General features: G+C 46.7%; 21 protein-coding genes and 1 pseudogene. 11 read left to right on the forward strand and 11 right to left on the reverse strand.

The annotated features are described in order from the left end of the window. Positions 1 to 104: pseudogene (locus HMPREF2560_RS11475) on the reverse strand (NADPH quinone reductase MdaB); the annotation flags it as partial. A 45-nt stretch (positions 105 to 149) separates the two neighbouring features. Here HMPREF2560_RS11475 and HMPREF2560_RS10935 point away from each other — a divergent pair. From HMPREF2560_RS10935 to HMPREF2560_RS06935, 4 genes are all read left to right on the forward strand, one after another. Next, entirely contained in the window at positions 150 to 392 is a 243-nt protein-coding gene (locus HMPREF2560_RS10935) for a polymorphic toxin type 50 domain-containing protein (protein ID WP_004519793.1), read from the forward strand. A gap of 6 nt (positions 393 to 398) precedes the next feature. Continuing rightward, positions 399 to 701 carry a MafI2 family immunity protein gene (locus HMPREF2560_RS06925; RefSeq protein ID WP_070608249.1) on the forward strand — a complete coding sequence of 101 codons (303 nt, stop codon included), beginning with the start codon at positions 399 to 401 and terminating at the stop codon, positions 699 to 701. A 52-nt stretch (positions 702 to 753) separates the two neighbouring features. Further along, positions 754 to 1053, forward strand: a complete 300-nt coding sequence (locus tag HMPREF2560_RS06930; RefSeq protein ID WP_070608250.1) for a hypothetical protein — start codon at positions 754 to 756, stop codon at positions 1051 to 1053. A gap of 355 nt (positions 1054 to 1408) precedes the next feature. Beyond that, positions 1409 to 2950 (forward strand): L-lactate MFS transporter, encoded by a 1542-nt coding sequence (locus tag HMPREF2560_RS06935; RefSeq protein WP_070734799.1) that lies wholly within the window; start codon positions 1409 to 1411, stop codon positions 2948 to 2950. A 58-nt stretch (positions 2951 to 3008) separates the two neighbouring features. Here HMPREF2560_RS06935 and HMPREF2560_RS06940 read toward each other — a convergent pair whose 3' ends face one another. The 10 genes from HMPREF2560_RS06940 to cmk form a co-directional block, all read right to left on the reverse strand. Beyond that, positions 3009 to 3854: a DUF817 domain-containing protein gene (locus tag HMPREF2560_RS06940; RefSeq protein WP_070734801.1), complete on the reverse strand. Its 846-nt coding sequence runs from the start codon at positions 3852 to 3854 to the stop codon at positions 3009 to 3011. Positions 3855 to 3887: 33 nt separating this feature from the next. Beyond that, positions 3888 to 5153 carry a flavodoxin-dependent (E)-4-hydroxy-3-methylbut-2-enyl-diphosphate synthase gene (ispG, locus tag HMPREF2560_RS06945; RefSeq protein ID WP_070734804.1) on the reverse strand — a complete coding sequence of 422 codons (1266 nt, stop codon included), beginning with the start codon at positions 5151 to 5153 and terminating at the stop codon, positions 3888 to 3890. Between the two features lies 1 nt (position 5154). Beyond that, the gene (locus HMPREF2560_RS06950; protein ID WP_070608254.1) at positions 5155 to 6039 is read right to left on the reverse strand and encodes a helix-turn-helix domain-containing protein; all 885 of its coding nucleotides are present in this window, start codon (positions 6037 to 6039) and stop codon (positions 5155 to 5157) included. Further along, on the reverse strand, positions 6040 to 6795 hold the full coding sequence (pilW, locus tag HMPREF2560_RS06955; protein WP_070608255.1) for a type IV pilus biogenesis/stability protein PilW: 756 nt from the start codon (positions 6793 to 6795) through the stop codon (positions 6040 to 6042). A gap of 8 nt (positions 6796 to 6803) precedes the next feature. Then, positions 6804 to 7892, reverse strand: coding sequence for a dual-specificity RNA methyltransferase RlmN (rlmN, locus tag HMPREF2560_RS06960; protein WP_003683577.1), 1089 nt, complete (start codon positions 7890 to 7892; stop codon positions 6804 to 6806). A gap of 171 nt (positions 7893 to 8063) precedes the next feature. Continuing rightward, positions 8064 to 8489, reverse strand: coding sequence for a nucleoside-diphosphate kinase (gene ndk / locus HMPREF2560_RS06965; protein WP_004519785.1), 426 nt, complete (start codon positions 8487 to 8489; stop codon positions 8064 to 8066). Positions 8490 to 8583: 94 nt separating this feature from the next. Then, positions 8584 to 9720, reverse strand: coding sequence for a cell division protein ZapE (zapE, locus tag HMPREF2560_RS06970; protein WP_070608256.1), 1137 nt, complete (start codon positions 9718 to 9720; stop codon positions 8584 to 8586). A 263-nt stretch (positions 9721 to 9983) separates the two neighbouring features. After that, positions 9984 to 10298, reverse strand: a complete 315-nt coding sequence (locus HMPREF2560_RS06975; RefSeq protein ID WP_003678992.1) for an integration host factor subunit beta — start codon at positions 10296 to 10298, stop codon at positions 9984 to 9986. Between the two features lie 10 nt (positions 10299 to 10308). Then, positions 10309 to 11994, reverse strand: coding sequence for a 30S ribosomal protein S1 (gene rpsA, locus HMPREF2560_RS06980; RefSeq protein WP_003678994.1), 1686 nt, complete (start codon positions 11992 to 11994; stop codon positions 10309 to 10311). A 154-nt stretch (positions 11995 to 12148) separates the two neighbouring features. Beyond that, positions 12149 to 12808, reverse strand: coding sequence for a (d)CMP kinase (gene cmk / locus HMPREF2560_RS06985; protein WP_070608257.1), 660 nt, complete (start codon positions 12806 to 12808; stop codon positions 12149 to 12151). Between the two features lie 216 nt (positions 12809 to 13024). Between cmk and ruvB the strand changes: the two genes are divergently transcribed. From ruvB to HMPREF2560_RS07020, 7 genes are all read left to right on the forward strand, one after another. Beyond that, positions 13025 to 14056 carry a Holliday junction branch migration DNA helicase RuvB gene (ruvB, locus tag HMPREF2560_RS06990; RefSeq protein WP_070460845.1) on the forward strand — a complete coding sequence of 344 codons (1032 nt, stop codon included), beginning with the start codon at positions 13025 to 13027 and terminating at the stop codon, positions 14054 to 14056. Positions 14057 to 14178: 122 nt separating this feature from the next. Further along, entirely contained in the window at positions 14179 to 16086 is a 1908-nt protein-coding gene (locus HMPREF2560_RS06995) for an ATP-binding cassette domain-containing protein (RefSeq protein WP_070608258.1), read from the forward strand. A 90-nt stretch (positions 16087 to 16176) separates the two neighbouring features. Continuing rightward, positions 16177 to 16608 carry a type II toxin-antitoxin system RatA family toxin gene (locus HMPREF2560_RS07000; protein WP_003683270.1) on the forward strand — a complete coding sequence of 144 codons (432 nt, stop codon included), beginning with the start codon at positions 16177 to 16179 and terminating at the stop codon, positions 16606 to 16608. Next, positions 16601 to 16873: an RnfH family protein gene (locus HMPREF2560_RS07005; RefSeq protein WP_070608259.1), complete on the forward strand. Its 273-nt coding sequence runs from the start codon at positions 16601 to 16603 to the stop codon at positions 16871 to 16873. Before HMPREF2560_RS07000 ends, HMPREF2560_RS07005 begins: the two co-directional genes overlap by 8 nt. A gap of 54 nt (positions 16874 to 16927) precedes the next feature. Then, entirely contained in the window at positions 16928 to 17506 is a 579-nt protein-coding gene (pth, locus tag HMPREF2560_RS07010; RefSeq protein WP_003683307.1) for an aminoacyl-tRNA hydrolase, read from the forward strand. Positions 17507 to 17613: 107 nt separating this feature from the next. Continuing rightward, positions 17614 to 17823: a hypothetical protein gene (locus tag HMPREF2560_RS07015; protein WP_039862142.1), complete on the forward strand. Its 210-nt coding sequence runs from the start codon at positions 17614 to 17616 to the stop codon at positions 17821 to 17823. Further along, positions 17820 to 18188: a VanZ family protein gene (locus tag HMPREF2560_RS07020; RefSeq protein WP_070608260.1), complete on the forward strand. Its 369-nt coding sequence runs from the start codon at positions 17820 to 17822 to the stop codon at positions 18186 to 18188. Before HMPREF2560_RS07015 ends, HMPREF2560_RS07020 begins: the two co-directional genes overlap by 4 nt. Positions 18189 to 18270 lie beyond the last annotated feature (82 nt).

An 18270-nucleotide genomic window follows, 5' to 3' on the forward strand; every position in this document is an offset into this window, starting at 1 on the left:
CCAAGTGCGGTCAAAACTTCTTTCGCTTTTTTATGAAGCGTGTGGTTCAACTCGCCATGCGAATGTCCGAAATTTTTACCACCGTCTAGTAATAAAATATTCATCTTTTTGCTCCTAAAATAAATAATTATAAAAATGGGGCTATCATTATGCCTTTTTACTGCATCTTTATCACTGTAAGTTTAGATTCTTTAAAAGGTTATGTAGGAACTGGACAGCAGGTGGGAAAAACTGAAATTGGGCTTCCTGGTTCTAAAGAAAGGGTGAACTTCAATAAAAATATCGGTATTTATATCGATCCTGTTACAGGAAATCAAACCCCAACAACTATGGGGATTATTCATTATAGTAAAAATGGATATCATGTAGTTCCTGCTAAACCAAAGGAATAATAGTCTATGAATAATGACATTATAAGATTAAGAATTGTTACCCAAAATGCCTTGATAGGTAAAATTACCAAAGAGGTTGGAGGTGTTTATGTAAGAATCAATGAAAATTGTATAAGTATTTATATCGTTATTGATGGAGATATCTCTACCTATTGGAATGAAGAGATTTATGAAATTGGTACAGATATTATTTCTAATTTTGGTGAGGATTATACTATTGATGAGAATTTAGTTAGGATTGATTACCCTAAATATTTATCTTTTGATAATTATATATGTGTATATAAGCGCCATGAAAAATATGAATAAGATTGGAACTATTTATTTATGACAAGGATTTAAAAAGAATTAAGGATTAATAATGTTTGGTATTTTCTTTAAAGATAAAGGTACATCTTTTGATAATGGATATGGGATGCATATTTTGGCTTCAATCTCTTTAGGTGAATATGTAGAAGAATTACATATTCCAATAGACTATTGGGGTATTGAAGAATATAAAAATAGCTGGGCTACATCTATAGTTGATGGGATAGAAAAAAAGCAACATTCAGTACTTATTACATCTATGCATGAGCCAGAATCTTTAAATTTTATTTCTACATGGATTATTTATTATGATGGGGAAATTTCTTATAAAAGTGCATTCACCTACCAATAGACGCAAGTCATTTTGTAGTAATTTTGGTGCGCCACCCAAATATCCTTGCCCCGAACTGCGATTATTTGCCGAATTTTATGCATACTGTTCAACAACTCCCTGAAAATGCCCTTACTACGCGTTTGAATTTTTTCCGCCAATACGGTCAACTTGAGACTTTTGCAAAAGTCTCGGCCTTTTTGTCGATATTGGCGTGAAGAAATGGTTTAGATGAATGTTTTTTCTGTCTGATACGCAAAATTATCATGGAGCAGAAAAAAGGATAAACGGGAGATTATGCTAAAATATTGTCAACAATTTTCTGATTCCACATGATATGGAATCAGCGTTTGACACACATAGACAAGAGGATTTTATGAAATTTCTAGACCGTGAGGCGACCATTGCCAAACCCGGCTTTAATCGTTGGCTGGTACCGCCTGCCGCTTTGGCCGTGCATCTTGCCATCGGGCAGATATACGCTTATTCCGTGTTCAATGCGCCGCTGACCAAGCTTATCGGTATCACTGAATCGGCTGCTGGAGATTGGAAGCTGACCACGGTCGGTTGGATTTTCAGTATTGCCTTGGCGATGTTGGGCGCGTCAGCGGCCATGTTCGGTACATGGATGGAGCGCGTTGGGCCGCGTAAAGCAATGTTTGTTGCTGCCTGCTGCTTTAGCTTGGGCTTTTTTGTGTCGGCGATCGGCGTCCATACGCACAATCTGTTTTTGCTTTATTTGGGCAACGGTGTGATTGGCGGGGTTGGTTTGGGCTTGGGCTATATCGGGCCTGTATCGACTTTGATGAAATGGTTTCCCGATAAGCCGGGCATGGCGACAGGTTTGGCGATTATGGGTTTTGGCGGCGGCGCGATGTTGGCCTCGCCTTTGTCGGTATCGCTGATGAGTTTTTTCTCCAGTGAAACTTCGGTTGGTGTCGCGCAGACTTTTGTGGTTTTAGGGTTGTTTTATTTGGTGTTGATGATGTTTGGCGCGTTTACGATCCGTGTACCTGCCGATGGCTGGAAACCTAAAGGTTATGTTGCGCCGAAAAACAAAAGCAAATTGGTCAGCAGTAATCATGTCAATGTCTCACAAGCCATGAAAACGCCGCAATTTTGGCTCTTGTTTTGGGTGTTGTGTCTGAATGTGACGGCAGGTATTGGTGTTTTGGGTCAGGCTTCTGTCATGATTCAGGAGCTGTTTTCTGAAACTTCTGTCGGTAAACAGGCTGCCATTGGTGCGGGTGCGGCGGCAGGTTTTGTGAGCCTGTTGAGCCTGTTTAATATGGGCGGCCGCTTTTTGTGGTCCAGCGTGTCCGACAAAATTGGGCGTAAAAATACTTATACTATTTTCTTTGTGCTCGGCTCGCTGTTGTATTTTGCCATTCCGTCTATTGGCGAGAGCGGTAACAAGGCTTTGTTTGTTATTGGGTTCTGCGTCATCATTTCCATGTATGGCGGCGGTTTCGCAGCGATTCCGGCGTATCTGAAGGATTTGTTCGGCACTTATCAAGTCGGTGCAATCCACGGCAGGATTTTGCTGGCATGGTCAACTGCGGCCGTTATTGGCCCGGTGTTGGTCAACTATATCCGCCAAAGCCAAATTGAAAGCGGCGTTCCAGCTGCTGAGGCTTATAGCATCACCATGTACATCATGGCAGGTTTGTTGATTGTCGGTTTGTTGTGTAATTTGAGTGTCCGTTCGGTTCACGAAAAGCATCACGAAAAAGACATTAAGGTCGCGGCACATAGCGGCAACCCCGATGATGAAACCGCTGTATCCGATGCCTATCTGATCAGCAAGAAAGTATCAGCGGGCGGTATTGGCGTATGGTGGCGCTGGGCTTTGGTTTGCATTCCTTTGGGCTATGGCGTCATTATGGTGTTTGTTAAAGCCTTAAGTTTGTTTAATTGATTGTTGAAAATTAGAGGCCGTCTGAAAGTTTCAGACGGCCTTTTAAAATATTAAGCAACTAATCTTTCGATACGCTGATGGTATGTTTAATATGTTTTAAATTCGCAACGATGGTAAAAGTCATCATCACCAGTAAAGCCCATGAACTCCATTTGCTGATGTGTACCGATGCCCAAGCGCCGATTTGGTTTGGATAGCGCCAAACGCCGAATAGGGTTCCCAAATTTTCCGCCAGCCAAATAAAAAATCCAATCAGGACGAAAGCGAGCAGGAGCGGCATTTTGCGAGTGGTGTCATAGGGCGTGTATAAGACCGTTGTCCGAGCGTATAGGCCGAGAGCAAAAGCAGCAAGATACCAGCGATAGTCGCCGATATAGTGATGGGTGAAAAAATTGATATAAATCGCCAGTGCGCACAAAGTGCCCAACCAATACGGCGGATGGCTTTTGATTTTGAGGTCAAACAGCCGCCATGCTTGAATGATATAGCTGCCAACCGCAGCATACATAAAGCCCGCAAACAGCGGTACGCCACCGATTTTGGTATAAGCCTCATCCGGATAGCTCCAAGATTGGATATCACCTGATGTTTTAAACCACTCTAAAGCAAAGCCCACCAAGTGAAACAGCGTAATCGATTTCACTTCATCCCAAGTTTCCAGCTTGAAATACAGCATGGCTGCTTGTACGGAGACGGCAAAAATCAGCAGTAGGTCGTAGCGCGAAATTCCCAACCAGCCTGTTTTCGGAATGAGGAACATGGCAATGAAAAACAAGCCTGCAAATAAGCAGGCTCGTGCTTCTTTCAAACCGAAGAACCAAAATTCAACGATAAAGCGTCGCCAACCATGCAAATCCTTGCGTTTGGGATGTTCAGTCAGCCAAGTATCCAGTTTGCCCAACATATTTTCAGACGGCCTCTTTATCTTGAAAATGTTTTAGGCAGATTGAATCGGAATAACGCGGTTTTGCTTACGTTTTGCGCCACCTTCGCAATAGTTGGTTTTGACATAATCTTCAACGATTTGTAAAAACTCGGCAGCGATATTGTCGCCTTTGAGGGTAATTTTGCGTTCGCCGTCTACATAAACCGGCGCAACCGGAGTTTCGCCTGTACCTGGCAGGCTGATACCGATATCGGCAAGCTTGCTTTCGCCCGGGCCATTGACTACGCAACCCATTACGGCAACGTTCAATGATTCAACGCCTGGATATTCAGTGCGCCAAACAGCCATTTTTTGGCGTAAATAGTTTTGTACGTCTTGAGCCAACTCTTGGAATACGGTACTGGTGGTACGGCCGCAACCGGGACAGGCTGTAACCATTGGCGTAAAGGAGCGCAAGCCCATGGTTTGCAGGATTTCTTGACCGACAATGACTTCTTGTGTGCGCGGGGAGCCGGGTTCGGGCGTAAGGGAAATTCGAATGGTGTCGCCGATGCCTTCTTGCAACAATACGGCCAGAGCTGCGGTGGAAGCCACAATGCCCTTGCTGCCCATGCCAGCCTCAGTCAGACCGAGATGCAGTGGGTAACGGCAACGGCTGCCTAATTCGCGGTAAACCTGAATCAAGTCTTGTACGGCGCTGACTTTGCACGACAAAATAATTTTGTCTTCAGGCAAGCCCAAAGCTACGGCTTTTTCTGCCGACTCCAGCGCCGAAACAATCAAAGCTTCTTTCATGATTTCTTCAGGCGGCTTCGGTGTAGCAGAAACTAGGTTGGCATCCATCATGCGCTTGGCAAGGCTTTGATCAAGCGAACCCCAGTTCACACCGATGCGTACAGCTTTATTGTTTTCTGCGGCAGTACGAATCATAAAGGCAAATTTTTCATCGCCTTTTGCACCTTTGCCGACATTGCCAGGGTTGATGCGGTATTTAGACAGGGCCTTGCCGCACTCAGGAAATTCGGCCAATAAGCGTTCGCCATTAAAATGGAAATCACCAATCAAAGGCGTGGTGTAGCCCATATCGTCTAAGCGGCTGCGGATTTCGGCTACTTTGGAAGCCGCTTCAGGAGTATTAACCGTGATACGGACCATTTCTGAGCCGGCATCGCTCAACTCTTTGACCTGTCGGGCGGTTGCTTCTGCATCTGCGGTGTCGGTATTGGTCATAGATTGCACAACAACGGGCGCATCGGAGCCGATGATGAGATGGTCAATTTTGACTTGATGTGTCTGACGGCGTTTAGGTGTGGTCATTTTAGTTTTTTCCTGCAACAAAAGAGGCGGATTTTTCACCGGCAACACGGTATTTCAAAGGTTCGATAGGTGTGCCGCCGTAATTGGCTTCCGAGCCGGCTGCAATACCGATCCAAACATTGTAAGGCGCGCCGCCTCTCAGACGTTGTTCGCTTCCGGCCGGAACGATACGGCTGAATACTACTTTTCCATCTTTGTCTGTAATAATCAGATTGCTTCGGTATTGGACTTTAATCCAAAGTTCGTCTTTCTCAACTTTGACGGCAGGCTTCTCATCTTGTACGACGGTGGAAGCTGCTGAGGTTGCTTGATCATTGGCCGTTTCAGGCTTATTGGTGATTTCTTTTTTGCCGTCTTCCGTCATTTCGCTAACGGCAACATTATCCGTTTTTAAGGCAGGCGTTTTCATCGTATCAGCAACATCTTTGCTGTTTTGAATATTTGCCTGTTCGTTTTCAAAACTGGATTTGCTTTGCCAAAAGTAAACGCCTCCTACAGCCAAAGCCAGTGCCGCTATCCCCAATATCCATTTTGGGAAACCCTGCTTTTCAGTGTCTGTGTAGCTTAAGCCGGCGTTGGCGCTGCGTGTTACCGCGTATACATGGTCTTCAAGTTGCGGAGTAATGGAGAGCAAATGTTTGGCGATGGTTTGTTCATCGATTTTCAGAAATCGTGCATATGAACGCAGATAGCCTGAAACAAAGACTAAGCCGGGAAAGCCTGAATATTCCCCTTTTTCCAAAGCATCAATTTGTTCGGCAGACAGTTTCAAACGTGAAGCAACATCTTGAATATCGATTTTGTCATCAGTTCTGTGTTTGCGTAATTCATCCCCCAATGTTTTGGCGGCTTGTGTGTCGTAGTTGATTTTATCGTTATTTTCCATTTAGTGGCCTGTTGTGACAGTTTGTAGTTCGTCTGAATAGGGGAAGTTTGCCCTAAGTTGGGCTTCATATTCGTATGCGGCGTGTTTATTGCCCAAGGCGGTAGCCAAACGCCAGCCTAAGAGCAAATCGTCAGCCTGCAGGACATCAACTTTGCTTTGGTATTGGCGGAAATAATAGTCGGCATCATTCAGATTGCCTGCCATCATTTTGGTTCGGGCAAGCTCTTTGAAAGCGGGGAAGAATTGCGGATTTGCTGCTAAAGACCTTTCCAAATAGGCTTGGGCTAAAGAGTATTGGCCTAATTTTGCGCTGCAAATGCCTTTATTCATATTGGCAATAAAGGGGCTTGGGTAGGTTGGGTCGGCCAGTGCTTTGTCAAAATAAGCCAAAGATTCGGCTGGTGCATTCATTTGATTGCACAAGAACCAACCGTAGTTGTTGTTGACTTCCGCGCTATCAGGTTTTAAAGACAATGCTTTAAGAAAGCTTTCCTGAGCTTTGTCTTTGACCTTCAAATACTGATAAATCTCGGCTCGTACCAACCAAGCAAGGTCATTTTTTGAATTGGACTTAAGCGCCTCTTCGATACTTTCAGTAGCTTGGCGGTAGTTTTGGCCGCGCATATATTCCACAGCCAGTTGAGTTTTGATATTAGAAACCTGAATGGCACGTTCTTTAGGGCTTGGGCCGGAAGAGGAAGCACAGGCAGAAAGAGTCAGTGCGGCAAGTAAAGCGAATCCGAACTTGATTTTCATAATTAACCTTATTGTTCGACCAAAATCTGTTGCCATTTTTGTTGGCGGCGTGTTTTATCTTGTACTTGTCCGGCCAATTGTCCGCAAGCGGCATCGATATCGTCGCCGCGAGTTTTGCGGACAGTAACGACAAAGCCGGCTTGTTGCAGAATATCGCGGAAGACACGGATATTTTCGTTGGTAGAACGTTCGTAGCCGGAATTTGGGAAAGGATTGAACGGAATCAGATTGAATTTGCAGGGTACGTCTTTAACCAATTCAATCAATTCGCGCGCGTGTTGGGCCTTGTCGTTGATGCCGTCGAGCATAACGTATTCAAAGGTAATAAAGTCGCGGGGGGCTTTGACCAGATAGCGTTGACAGGCCGCCATTAATTCTTTCAACGGATATTTCTTATTCAGCGGAACGATTTGATCGCGCACTTCGTCGTTGGAGGCGTGTAAAGATACGGCTAAAGCAACAGGCATAGCGTCGCGCAGTCTGTCCATTTGCGGAACCATACCCGAAGTGGAAACGGTCACGCGGCGGCGACTTAAACCATAGCCGTGATCATCCAGCATAATGCTCAAAGCGGTAACAACATTATCAAAGTTTGCCATGGGTTCGCCCATGCCCATCATCACGACGTTGGAGATAACGCGTTCATTTTTAGGAGTAACGCCCATGGCTTTATTGGCCCACCAAAGCTGGCCGATAATTTCTGCGGCAGTCAGGTTGCGGTTGAAACCTTGTCGTCCGGTAGAGCAGAAGGTGCATTCCAATGCGCAACCTACTTGGGAAGAGATGCACAAAGTGCCGCGTTCGGCTTCGGGAATGAAGACGGTTTCTACACCGTTGCCCGTGCCGACATCCAGCAACCATTTGCGTGTGCCATCAGTGGATTCTTGTGCCATCATTAATTTAGGCACTTCGATTGTGGCTTGTTCATTCAGCTTGGCGCGTAATGATTTGGCCAAGTCAGTCATTTCTTCAAAGTTTTGTGCACCGGCTTGATGCATCCAACGCATTACCTGCTTGGCGCGGAAAGGTTTTTCACCCATTTCGGCAAAGTGTTGCGTCAGTCCGTTTAAATCGTAATTCAGTAGATTGGTTTTCATGTATTTTTATGTTTCTCAATAAAGCTTTTAAAGTAAAGAGGCCTATCGGTCAGCTTTGCTTTAAAAGCCTTTAGGGGTTTCAGACGGCCTGTCATTTGCAGGGCATACAAAGCAGTTTTGCCGTCCGATATGGAATCGGACGGCCGTAAAGCGGCTACAGGTTTTTTGCTTTTATCGTGGGCAGATTTCGCTTTGGCTAAAGAAGTAAGCAATTTCAATCGCAGCATTTTCAACGCTGTCAGAACCATGTACGGCATTGACACTGACAGATTCTGCAAAGTCGGCACGGATTGTGCCAGGAGCTGCATCAGCTGGATTGGTTGCGCCCATCAATTCGCGATTTTTGGCAACGGCATTTTCACCTTCCAATACTTGAATCATGACAGGATTGCGTGTCATGAATTTAACCAAGTCTTCATAAAAAGGGCGGTCTTTGTGTACGGCATAAAACTCTTTTGCTTCACGCTCAGAGAGATGTTTCATTTTCGCCGCAATAATGCGCAAGCCGTTTTCTTCAAAGCGGCTGTAAATCTTGCCGATGACGTTTTTTTCTACTGCATCGGGTTTGATGATGGAAATCGTACGTTCGATAGCCATGTTATGTCCTTGTTTTTATTGATAGGTAAGTTGTCGCAGCCAAGAGGCAAGGGAAGTGTATTCTACCAAATTTCGCCCCTTTTTGGGAAAGGCATTATTTGCTTAAAGTCAGGTGTGGTTGTTCCAAATAGACTTCGGATTGCATTTCGATCATACGGCTGGCTGTACGGGTAAATTCTTCGGCGAAATCGCCTTCGACATAAATATCGTTTACGCCAACTGCGCTGGTGGCGCACAATTTCACACGGAAATCATATAAAACGTCAATTAACCATGTCAGACGGCGTGCTTCTGCTTTTTCTTGTGGGGTTAGACGTTCTAATCCTGAAAGGAAAACTATCTCGTAATGTTCAGCCAAGTACAGATAGTCAGCTTGTGAGCGTGGGCCGAAACATAATGCACGGAAATCAAACCAGATGGCGCGTTCTGACTGGGCTTTATGAGGAATTTCCCGTCCATGAATAATGCTGATGCCTGGGTTTAATTCAGAGATTCCGCTCATTTCTTTAAATAAAGCAGCCAGTTTTTGCTCGTTCTCTTCATTATTGGGGACAAAGAAAATTTCGGCAGGACGCAAGGTACGCAAGCGGTAATCTTCGCCGCCATCCACATTTAAAACGGTCAGGTTGGACTCGATAAGGGTGATGGTTGGCAGAAAACTGCTGCGGTTTTGGCCTTGAGGATAGAGTTCGGATGGTGCGTAGTTGGAAGTGGCTACCAAGACTACACCTTCACTCAACAGGTTTTCCAGTAAACGACCCAAAATCATAGCATCGGCAATATCGCTGACGTGAAACTCGTCAAAGCATAATACACGTGTTTCTTTGGCAATCTCTGTTGCAACGGCTTTTAAAGGATTGGCTTCGCTTTTCAAGACTTTAAGGCGTTGATGGATTTCGGCCATGAAGGCATGGAAATGCACGCGACGCTTGCGGCGATAAGGGAGGCAGCCAAAAAAAGCATCCATCAAAAAGCTTTTACCGCGTCCTACGCCGCCATAAAAATAGAGTCCTTTAGGTACTTGGGGGGAACGCAAGCTACGGCCGAGAAAACGGTTGCGTTTGCGTTTGAACATCATCAGCTCGGTCCACAAACGATCCAAATATTCAATGGCTCGCGCTTGGGCTTCGTCGCGGATGAAGTTGGGCTGCTCGGCTGCAGCTTGATACCAAGTCAATGGGCTGTGGTTTTCAAATGGAGGTGGTGTGAATAGTTGGTCTCTATTGCTCATGTGTAACCTTTATTATGCTTTACTGGCGATAGTTGAAACATCATCCGCAATAGTTTGGACAACAGTAGTTGGAATGATGTTTTCATTACAGAATAGTCGGTCTATTATAAATGATTTCAGACGGCCTGCGTTTTTTGCAAAAGCATTGTAGTAAATATAGTTGAAATAGTGTGCGATTAAGGTATGCGTAAAAAGAGCAGGTTTTGGTATTTTGGACGCAAACAAAAAAACGCCGCATTTCTGCGGCGTTTTGCTACTAAGTATTAATGAGCACTTTCTTGCAATGCCAAGTCTACACGCTCACGCAACTCTTTACCCGGTTTGAAGTGAGGAACATGCTTTTCTGGCACTTCCACGCGTTCACCGGTTTTCGGGTTGCGCCCGATACGGGCAGGGCGGTGGTTCAAGTCGAAGCTGCCGAAGCCGCGGATTTCGATACGTTGTCCACGAGCCAGTGAGCGGGTCATGGTATCAACCAAGACTTTTACACTGTATTCGACATCTTTAGCCAGCAGTTGGTTGCCATTTTTTTCGGCAAACACTTCTGCTAGGCGAACCATCAATTCAGACTTCGTCATGTCTGCAACCTTATTCTTGGTCGCCGGATAGTTTGGCTTTCAGCAAGTCGCCCAGGCTGGTAGTACCGGCATTGGCAGTTGCAGCGGCGTTAACTGAATTCAGCGCTTCGCGGTTTTCTTTAGCGTCTTTCGCTTTAACAGACAGACGGATGCTGCGGTTTTTGCGGTCAACGGTAACGATAACGGCTTCAACTTCGTCGCCTTCTTTCAGTTTGGTAGTCAGGTCTTCAACGCGGTCAGCAGCGAATTCAGAAGCAGGCAGGTAGCCTTCAACTTCTTCAGACAGAGCGACTACGGCACCTTTGGCGTCAACAGATTTCACAGAACCTTTAACCAAAGAACCTTTGTCGTTTACACTGATGAAGTTGCCGAACGGATCACCTTCCAGTTGTTTGATACCCAAAGAGATGCGTTCTTTTTCAACGTCGATTGCCAATACAACGGCTTCAACTTCTTCGCCTTTTTTGTATTTGCGTACAGCTTCTTCGCCGGCTTCAGTCCAAGACAGGTCAGACAAGTGAACCAGGCCGTCGATACCGCCAGGCAGACCTACGAATACGCCGAAGTCAGTAATAGATTTAACTGCGCCGGAGATTTTGTCGCCTTTGTTGTGGTTGGCGGCAAACTCTTCCCAAGGGTTAGCTTGGCATTGTTTCATACCCAAAGAGATACGGCGGCGGTCTTCGTCGATTTCCAGGATCATTACTTCAACTTCGTCACCCAATTGAACAACTTTGCTTGGGTGTACGTTTTTGTTGGTCCAATCCATTTCGGAAACGTGTACCAAACCTTCGATGCCTTGTTCGATTTCAACGAATGCACCGTAGTCAGTCAGGTTGGATACTTTACCGAACAGGCGGGTACCTTGTGGGTAACGACGGGTCAGGCCGCTCCAAGGATCTTCGCCCAGTTGTTTCATACCCAAAGAAACGCGTTGTTTGTCTTGGTCGAATTTCAGGACTTTAGCTTCTACTTCTTGACCAACTTCCAAAACTTCGCTTGGGTGTTTCACACGGCGCCATGCCAAGTCGGTGATGTGCAACAGACCGTCGATGCCGCCCAAGTCAACGAATGCACCGTAATCGGTGATGTTTTTAACGATACCTTTGATAACTGAACCTTCTTGCAGGTTTTCCAGCAAGGCTTTACGCTCTTCGCCCAAAGTAGCTTCCAGAACAGCGCGGCGGGACACAACAACGTTGTTGCGTTTTTTGTCCAGTTTGATCACTTTGAATTCAATTTCTTTGCCTTCGAAGTGAGAAGTGTCTTTTACAGGACGTACGTCAACCAAAGAACCCGGCAGGAATGCACGGATGCTGTTGATCATAACAGTCAGACCGCCTTTGACTTTGCCATTGATAACGCCGGACAGGATGTCGCCGTTTTCCATAGCTTCTTCCAAAGCGATCCAGTCGGCAGCGCGTTTGGCTTTTTCGCGGGACAGTTTGGTTTCGCCGAAGCCGTTTTCAACAGATTCGATGGTAACGGTAACGAAATCGCCAACTTTAACTTCAATCTCGCCCTGAGCGTTTTTGAATTCAGCAACATCAATCAGAGATTCTGATTTCAGACCTGCGTTAACGGTAACGAAGTTTTGATCGATGCCGACTACTTCGGCAGTAATCACTTCACCTGGGTTCATCTCTTGCAGGGTAAAGCTTTCTTCCAGCAGCTGGGCAAAATTTTCCATAGTCATATATACTCTTTTCGGTACACCGCCAAGGGGTGCGGGTTAGGTTTGAAATGACCTGCCGTCCTTGGCGCGGCAGGTTGGGAAATGTTTTCAGACGGCCTTGTTATAGGGCTAACAGGCCGTCTGAAATGAAAACTTTGCGATTATACTCCAAATTTTAAACTTTATGATACCAATCAAGCACTTTTTTTACAGCTTCTTCGATAGAAAGGTTATCGGTATCTAAAAGCAGGGCGTCGGGCAGCTGTTTCAACGGAGCAACAGGGCGGCGGCGGTCTGCTTCGTCGCGCGCTTCAATGTCCGACAAAATACGCTCGAATGCAACGCCTTCGCATGGGATACCGAGTTGCTTTGCACGACGTTGGGCGCGGACATTGGCACTTGCGGTCAGGAAAATTTTTAATGCGGCATCAGGGAAAATAACCGAGCCGATATCGCGGCCGTCGGCGACCAAACCTTTTTCGGTTAGGAAGTCGCGTTGGCGTTGCAAAAGGGCGGTACGCACTTTAGGCAACTGCGCGACGGCAGATGCGCCCATGCCGATCGCTTCGGTACGGATTTGTTCGGATACATCTTCGCCGTTCAATAATACGGCGCTGCCTTCAAATTGTGCGGGCAAAGTTTCTGCCAGTGTGCTGACGGCGTCTTCATCTGACCAGGCAACATTTTGTTTTTGTGCGTAAAGCGCGGTCAGGCGGTAAAGTGCACCGGAGTCGAGGTAAAGAAAACCCAAGGCTTCGGCTACGCGTGAGGCAACCGTCCCTTTGCCGGATGCGCTGGGGCCGTCGATGGCGATGACTTTTTGCTTGAGGCTCATGTGTTCTCCTGAATGCGATAGGTATTTGAATTAACCGTTTATTATACGTTGCTTTGGCCGTCTGAAAACGAAAATTTTTGTGTGATTCAGATTTGAGGGGAAAGCGGCTCGGCCTTATCGGGTATAATGGCCAAAATCATAATTTAACCGCTTTATCTGATTGTTCGGGCCGTCTGAAACAACGGGTCGGGAACGGTCTTAGAATTTAGAAACATTATGTTACAAACCGATAATCTTACTTCTGCACAACCTCAGCGCATTATCACTGCTCAAAATATTTCCGCTCAGGAAGAATTGCTTGAACGCGCTTTACGTCCGAAAACTCTAGACGACTATATCGGACAGGATAAAGCAAAAGAGCAGTTGGCCATTTTTATTCAGGCGGCGAAAAAACGTGGCGAAGCGCTTGACCACACTTTGCTGTTTGGCCCTCCGGGTTTGGGCAAAACTACTTTGGCACACATTATCGCCAAAGAGTTAGGCGTTAATTTGCGCCAAACCAGCGGCCCGGTTTTGGAACGTGCCGGCGACCTTGCGGCGTTGTTGACCAATCTCGAGCCGCATGATGTGCTGTTTATTGATGAAATCCACCGCTTAAGCCCTGTGGTTGAAGAAATCCTTTATCCTGCGCTTGAAGATTATCAGTTGGACATCATGATAGGCGAAGGGCCGGCCGCGCGTTCGGTCAAAATCGATTTGCCGCCGTTTACATTGGTAGGCGCGACAACCCGTGCCGGTATGCTAACCAATCCTTTGCGCGACCGTTTCGGTATCGTGTCTAGATTGGAGTTTTATCAGAATAAAGATTTGGCGACTATTGTTGCCCGTTCTGCTCAACTATTGCAGTTGGATATGGGCGACGAGGGCGCTATGGAAGTGGCCAAGCGCAGCCGCGGCACTCCGCGTATTGCCAACCGCCTTTTGCGACGTGTACGCGATTATGCCGATGTGAAAAACAACGGCATCATTGATGCGGAAATTGCCGATGCGGCTTTGAGTATGCTGGATGTGGACGGGCAAGGTTTGGATGTGATGGACAGGAAATTCCTTGAGGCGATTTTGCACAAGTTCAGCGGCGGTCCTGTCGGGTTGGAAAACGTGGCCGCTGCGATTGGCGAATCGACCGATACCATCGAAGATGTGATTGAACCATATCTGATTCAGCAGGGCTTTTTGCAACGTACACCGCGCGGACGCGTAGCAACCGAACGAGCCTATCTGCATTTTGGCTTGAAGGTTCAAGAATAATAATGAAGGTCGTCTGAAAACTGCTTTCAGACGGCCTGATACTTTCAATTTCATATGATTGTCGGCAAATATCTGCCGATAATTGGTTAAAATGTTCCCCTTTTCTTTTTTGAAGTTTCCCCATGAATATCTTATCCGTAGAAAATGCTTCTTTTGCTGTCGGTCATGTCGCCTTGCTCGACAAAACTTCTTTTCAACTCGACAGCGGCGAGAAAATCGGTTTAATCGGCCGCAACGGTGCGGGTAAGTCTTCGTTTTTAAAAATCCTCGCCGGTGTACAAAAGCTTGACGATGGACAGATTATTGTTCAAAACAACCTCAAAATCGTTTATGTGCCGCAAGAATCCTTTTTTGATAAGGATGCAACCGTATTTGATACCGTTGCCGAAGGATTGGGCGAAATTCGCGATTTATTGAGCCGTTATCATCATGTCAGCCATGAGTTAGAAAATGGTTCGAGTGAGACTTTGTTGAAAGAGCTCAACGAATTGCAGCTTGAAATCGAAGCGAAGGACGGCTGGAAACTGGATGCGGCAGTCAAGCAGACATTGGGCGAACTCGGTTTGCCGGAAAACGAAAAAATCGGCAACCTCTCCGGCGGGCAGAAAAAGCGCGTCGCCCTGGCGCAGGCTTGGGTGCAAAAGCCCGACGTATTGCTACTGGACGAACCGACCAACCATTTGGACATCGACGCGATTATCTGGCTGGAAAACCTGCTCAAAGCATTTGAAGGCAGCTTGGTTGTGATTACCCACGACCGCCGTTTTTTGGACAATATCGCCACGCGCATCGTCGAACTCGACCGCGGCACTCTGCGCTCCTATCCCGGATCGTTCTCCAAATACAGCGAGAAAAAAGCGCAAGAGTTGGCAGTCGAGGCGGAACATAACCGCTTGTTTGATAAATTCCATGCTCAGGAAGAAGCATGGATACGCAAAGGCATAGAAGCGCGCCGTACCCGTAATGAAGGCCGCGTGCGCCGTTTGGAAGAGCTGCGCCGCCAGCGCGCCGAGCGCCGCAATGTACAAGGGCAGGTCAACTTTAAGCTCGACAGCGGCGAAAAAAGCGGCAAAATCATCGCCGAATTGGAACACGCTTCTTTTACCTATGGCGACAAAGTCATCATGGACAAATTCTCCGCCATTTTGCAGCGCGGCGACAAAATCGGCTTAATCGGTCCAAACGGTATCGGTAAAACCACCTTCCTTAAGCTGATTTTGGGCGAATTGCAGCCGACCTACGGCAGAATCCGTATCGGCAGTAAACAGGAAGTTGCTTATTTCGACCAGTTCCGCAGCGCGTTGAACGAAAACGACACCGTGTTTTACACGCTCGGACAGGGCAATGATTACGTTGAAGTCGGTGGTAAGAAAAAGCATGTGATGAGCTATTTGGAAGATTTCCTGTTCCATCCAGCCCGCGCACAAAGTCCCGTTTCATCACTCTCCGGCGGCGAACGCAACCGACTCCTGTTGGCAAAACTCTTTACCCGCCCTGCCAATATCCTGGTCTTGGACGAACCGACCAACGACTTGGACATCGATACCCAAGAGCTGCTCGAAGACCTGTTGCGAGATTACCAAGGCACGGTATTCCTTGTCTCGCATGACCGTATGTTCTTGGATAATGTGATTACTCAAAGCATTGTTTTCGAAGGACAAGGCCGTCTGAAAGAATACATCGGCGGCTATCAGGACTATATCGACGCAAAATCGCGGGAAGATAAAATTCAGACGGCCTCTGCGCCTAAAGCGGTTGCCGAGCCTGAAAAAATCAAACCCAAAGCCAACCGCACGGTCAAACTTTCTTATAAAGAACAGCGCGAACTCGATGCCCTGCCTGATGAAATCGCCGCTTTGGAAACCGAGCAGGCTGAAATCAATACCCAGCTTTCCGATCCTGAAATTTTCAAAGATTACGAAAAAGCAGGTGCATTGCAAAGCAGGGCTGAAGAAATTGAGATGTCGCTTTTGGAAAAGCTGGAACGCTGGGAATGGCTGGAAGCGAAACAAAATGGCGAAGCGGTTTAAATTAGGAATTTTGTCCCAAAGTAGGGCAGATATTTTTCTAAATCATGCCGTCTGAACCCCGAATATTCAAAAACAAGGTCTACAACCAACATGAAAAAAGTCGAGAAAAACGTATTGGTGCTGCATAGCGCTAAGGAAATGTTTGAGCTGGTGGACAAAGTTGAGGACTATCCAAAATTTTTACCGTGGTACAGCAAGACCGAAGTCATCGAACGCAAAGGCAATGAGCTAAAAGCGCGCCTGTTTATGGACTATATGCGCGTCAAACAGTCATTTGCGACGCACAACCACAATATCCCGGGGCAGGAAATCCGCATGGATTTGCTCGAAGGGCCGTTTAAAACCCTGCGCGGCACTTGGAAATTTATCGACTTGGGCGATGATATGTGCAAAGTCGAATTCAGATTAGAATACGATTTCTCCAATGCCGTACTCTCCGCCATGATTTCTCCAGTATTCGGCCATCTTGCCGGCACGCTGGTGGATGCTTTTATTAAAGAGGCCGACCGCCGCTATGCTTGAGATTGAAATTGTTTACGGACTGGCCGATAGGCAAGTGTTGAAGGGCATGACCGTTGCCGAAGGGACAACAGTACGCGAAGCTGCCCTGCAAAGCGGTTTGGAGGTAGAGTTCCCAGAGTTGGATTTACAGCAAGCGCCTTTGGGTATTTTCGGCAAGGCAGTAAAAGACAAGACTGTTTTGCGCGATGGCGATCGGATTGAGGTTTACCGTCCATTGTTGATTGATCCGAAAGAAGCGCGACGTAAACGTGCCGGGCAAGAATAAATCGAAGGCCGTCTGAAACTTTTTCAGACGGCCTGTCAAACTGAAAGAACAGTAATGAGCTTGAAAATTAAATTAATCGTCGGTTTGGGCAATCCAGGCCAAGAATACGAACAAACGCGCCATAATGTAGGCTTTTGGCTGTTGGACGAACTGGCGTGGAAATGGAAAGTCAATTTTAAAGACGAAAAGAAATTTTACGGCGAAGTAGCGCGCGCCACTACGCCTGATGGTGATGTTTGGCTGCTCAAACCCATGACCTTTATGAACCGCTCCGGTCAGGCAGTAGCCGCTTTGGCTCAGTTTTACAAAATCAAGCCGGAGGAAATCTTGGTGGTTCATGACGAGCTGGATATTCCATGCGGCCGTATCAAATTCAAACTTGGCGGCGGCAACGGCGGACACAACGGCCTCAAAGACATTCAGGCTCGCTTGGGTACGCCTAATTTCTACCGCCTGCGCTTGGGTATTGATCATCCGGGCGACCGTAATCTGGTTGTCGGTTATGTGTTGAATAAACCGTCGGCGGAACACAGACAGCAAATTGATGATTCCATCGCCAAATCCCTGCAAGGATTGCCGGCCGTGTTGAATGGCGAATGGGAAGAAGCAACACGTTTTTTACACAGTAAGTAGCGTACCCAAACCAAACCAAACGGGCAGCCTTGCACATCATGTTCAGACGGCCTGAAAACAGGCAGTGTGATCTGACTAGTGATAAACGAATCAAAGAAACAGTAAATATGAACGAACTGACCAGTCTTATGCAGACCGAAGCCCCAGGCATTGTTGGCGAAACATTAGACTTCTGCCTTTACGAATGCAGTATTGAAGATGCCCCGGATGCAGAAGAAGTGGCACAATGGCGTGATATTTTGAAGGCGCGGGGTGGGAAATTTGTCCGCTTGGCAGATATCTGCCAAACATGGTTGGATGAAGAGGCCGATAAATGAAAGCCTTGCCGTTAAACAAATTTACTGTCGCTGCCTTGATTTGGTTTGCCGCCGCCATTTATGCCTTACTTTTCAAAGAGGGCAGCAATAGCGCTCCACCATTCCCTCATTTTGATAAAGTCGGCCATTTCGGGCTGTTCTTCGGTCAGGCATGGTTGTGTGCAAAAATATTTATTCAAGACAATAGGACTATTCCCTATAAAGGCATTCTGTTTGCCGCTTTATTGTTTGCCATAGGAAGCGAGCTGGCTCAGGCATTTCTGACTGCTACGCGCCAAGGTTCGATCGCGGACGGCATTGCCGATATGGCAGGGACGGCTGCGGCACTGTGGTTTGCAGAAAAAATAAAAGCAGCAAAAAGTTAGACATATTTAAAAAACTTAAAGGCCGTCTGAAATCCTGAGCAACAGGTTTCAGGCGGCCTTTTGTTACTTGATATTTGAAGCA

The organism is Neisseria sp. HMSC078H04, from assembly GCF_001838135.1.
Classification (GTDB): Bacteria; Pseudomonadota; Gammaproteobacteria; order Burkholderiales; family Neisseriaceae; genus Neisseria.

Excerpts from the sequence above, each read along its gene's own strand:
- HMPREF2560_RS10935 (WP_004519793.1), top strand. The coding sequence starts at position 150 with ATGCCTTTTTACTGCATCTTTATCACTGTAAGTTTAGATTCTTTAAAA.
- HMPREF2560_RS06925 (WP_070608249.1), top strand. The coding sequence starts at position 399 with ATGAATAATGACATTATAAGATTAAGAATTGTTACCCAAAATGCCTTG.
- HMPREF2560_RS06930 (WP_070608250.1), top strand. The coding sequence starts at position 754 with ATGTTTGGTATTTTCTTTAAAGATAAAGGTACATCTTTTGATAATGGA.
- HMPREF2560_RS06935 (WP_070734799.1), top strand. The coding sequence starts at position 1,409 with ATGAAATTTCTAGACCGTGAGGCGACCATTGCCAAACCCGGCTTTAAT.
- HMPREF2560_RS06940 (WP_070734801.1), bottom strand. The coding sequence starts at position 3,854 with ATGTTGGGCAAACTGGATACTTGGCTGACTGAACATCCCAAACGCAAG.
- ispG (WP_070734804.1), bottom strand. The coding sequence starts at position 5,153 with ATGACCACACCTAAACGCCGTCAGACACATCAAGTCAAAATTGACCAT.
- HMPREF2560_RS06950 (WP_070608254.1), bottom strand. The coding sequence starts at position 6,039 with ATGGAAAATAACGATAAAATCAACTACGACACACAAGCCGCCAAAACA.
- pilW (WP_070608255.1), bottom strand. The coding sequence starts at position 6,795 with ATGAAAATCAAGTTCGGATTCGCTTTACTTGCCGCACTGACTCTTTCT.
- rlmN (WP_003683577.1), bottom strand. The coding sequence starts at position 7,892 with ATGAAAACCAATCTACTGAATTACGATTTAAACGGACTGACGCAACAC.
- ndk (WP_004519785.1), bottom strand. The coding sequence starts at position 8,489 with ATGGCTATCGAACGTACGATTTCCATCATCAAACCCGATGCAGTAGAA.
- zapE (WP_070608256.1), bottom strand. The coding sequence starts at position 9,720 with ATGAGCAATAGAGACCAACTATTCACACCACCTCCATTTGAAAACCAC.
- HMPREF2560_RS06975 (WP_003678992.1), bottom strand. The coding sequence starts at position 10,298 with ATGACGAAGTCTGAATTGATGGTTCGCCTAGCAGAAGTGTTTGCCGAA.
- rpsA (WP_003678994.1), bottom strand. The coding sequence starts at position 11,994 with ATGACTATGGAAAATTTTGCCCAGCTGCTGGAAGAAAGCTTTACCCTG.
- cmk (WP_070608257.1), bottom strand. The coding sequence starts at position 12,808 with ATGAGCCTCAAGCAAAAAGTCATCGCCATCGACGGCCCCAGCGCATCC.
- ruvB (WP_070460845.1), top strand. The coding sequence starts at position 13,025 with ATGTTACAAACCGATAATCTTACTTCTGCACAACCTCAGCGCATTATC.
- HMPREF2560_RS06995 (WP_070608258.1), top strand. The coding sequence starts at position 14,179 with ATGAATATCTTATCCGTAGAAAATGCTTCTTTTGCTGTCGGTCATGTC.
- HMPREF2560_RS07000 (WP_003683270.1), top strand. The coding sequence starts at position 16,177 with ATGAAAAAAGTCGAGAAAAACGTATTGGTGCTGCATAGCGCTAAGGAA.
- HMPREF2560_RS07005 (WP_070608259.1), top strand. The coding sequence starts at position 16,601 with ATGCTTGAGATTGAAATTGTTTACGGACTGGCCGATAGGCAAGTGTTG.
- pth (WP_003683307.1), top strand. The coding sequence starts at position 16,928 with ATGAGCTTGAAAATTAAATTAATCGTCGGTTTGGGCAATCCAGGCCAA.
- HMPREF2560_RS07015 (WP_039862142.1), top strand. The coding sequence starts at position 17,614 with ATGAACGAACTGACCAGTCTTATGCAGACCGAAGCCCCAGGCATTGTT.
- HMPREF2560_RS07020 (WP_070608260.1), top strand. The coding sequence starts at position 17,820 with ATGAAAGCCTTGCCGTTAAACAAATTTACTGTCGCTGCCTTGATTTGG.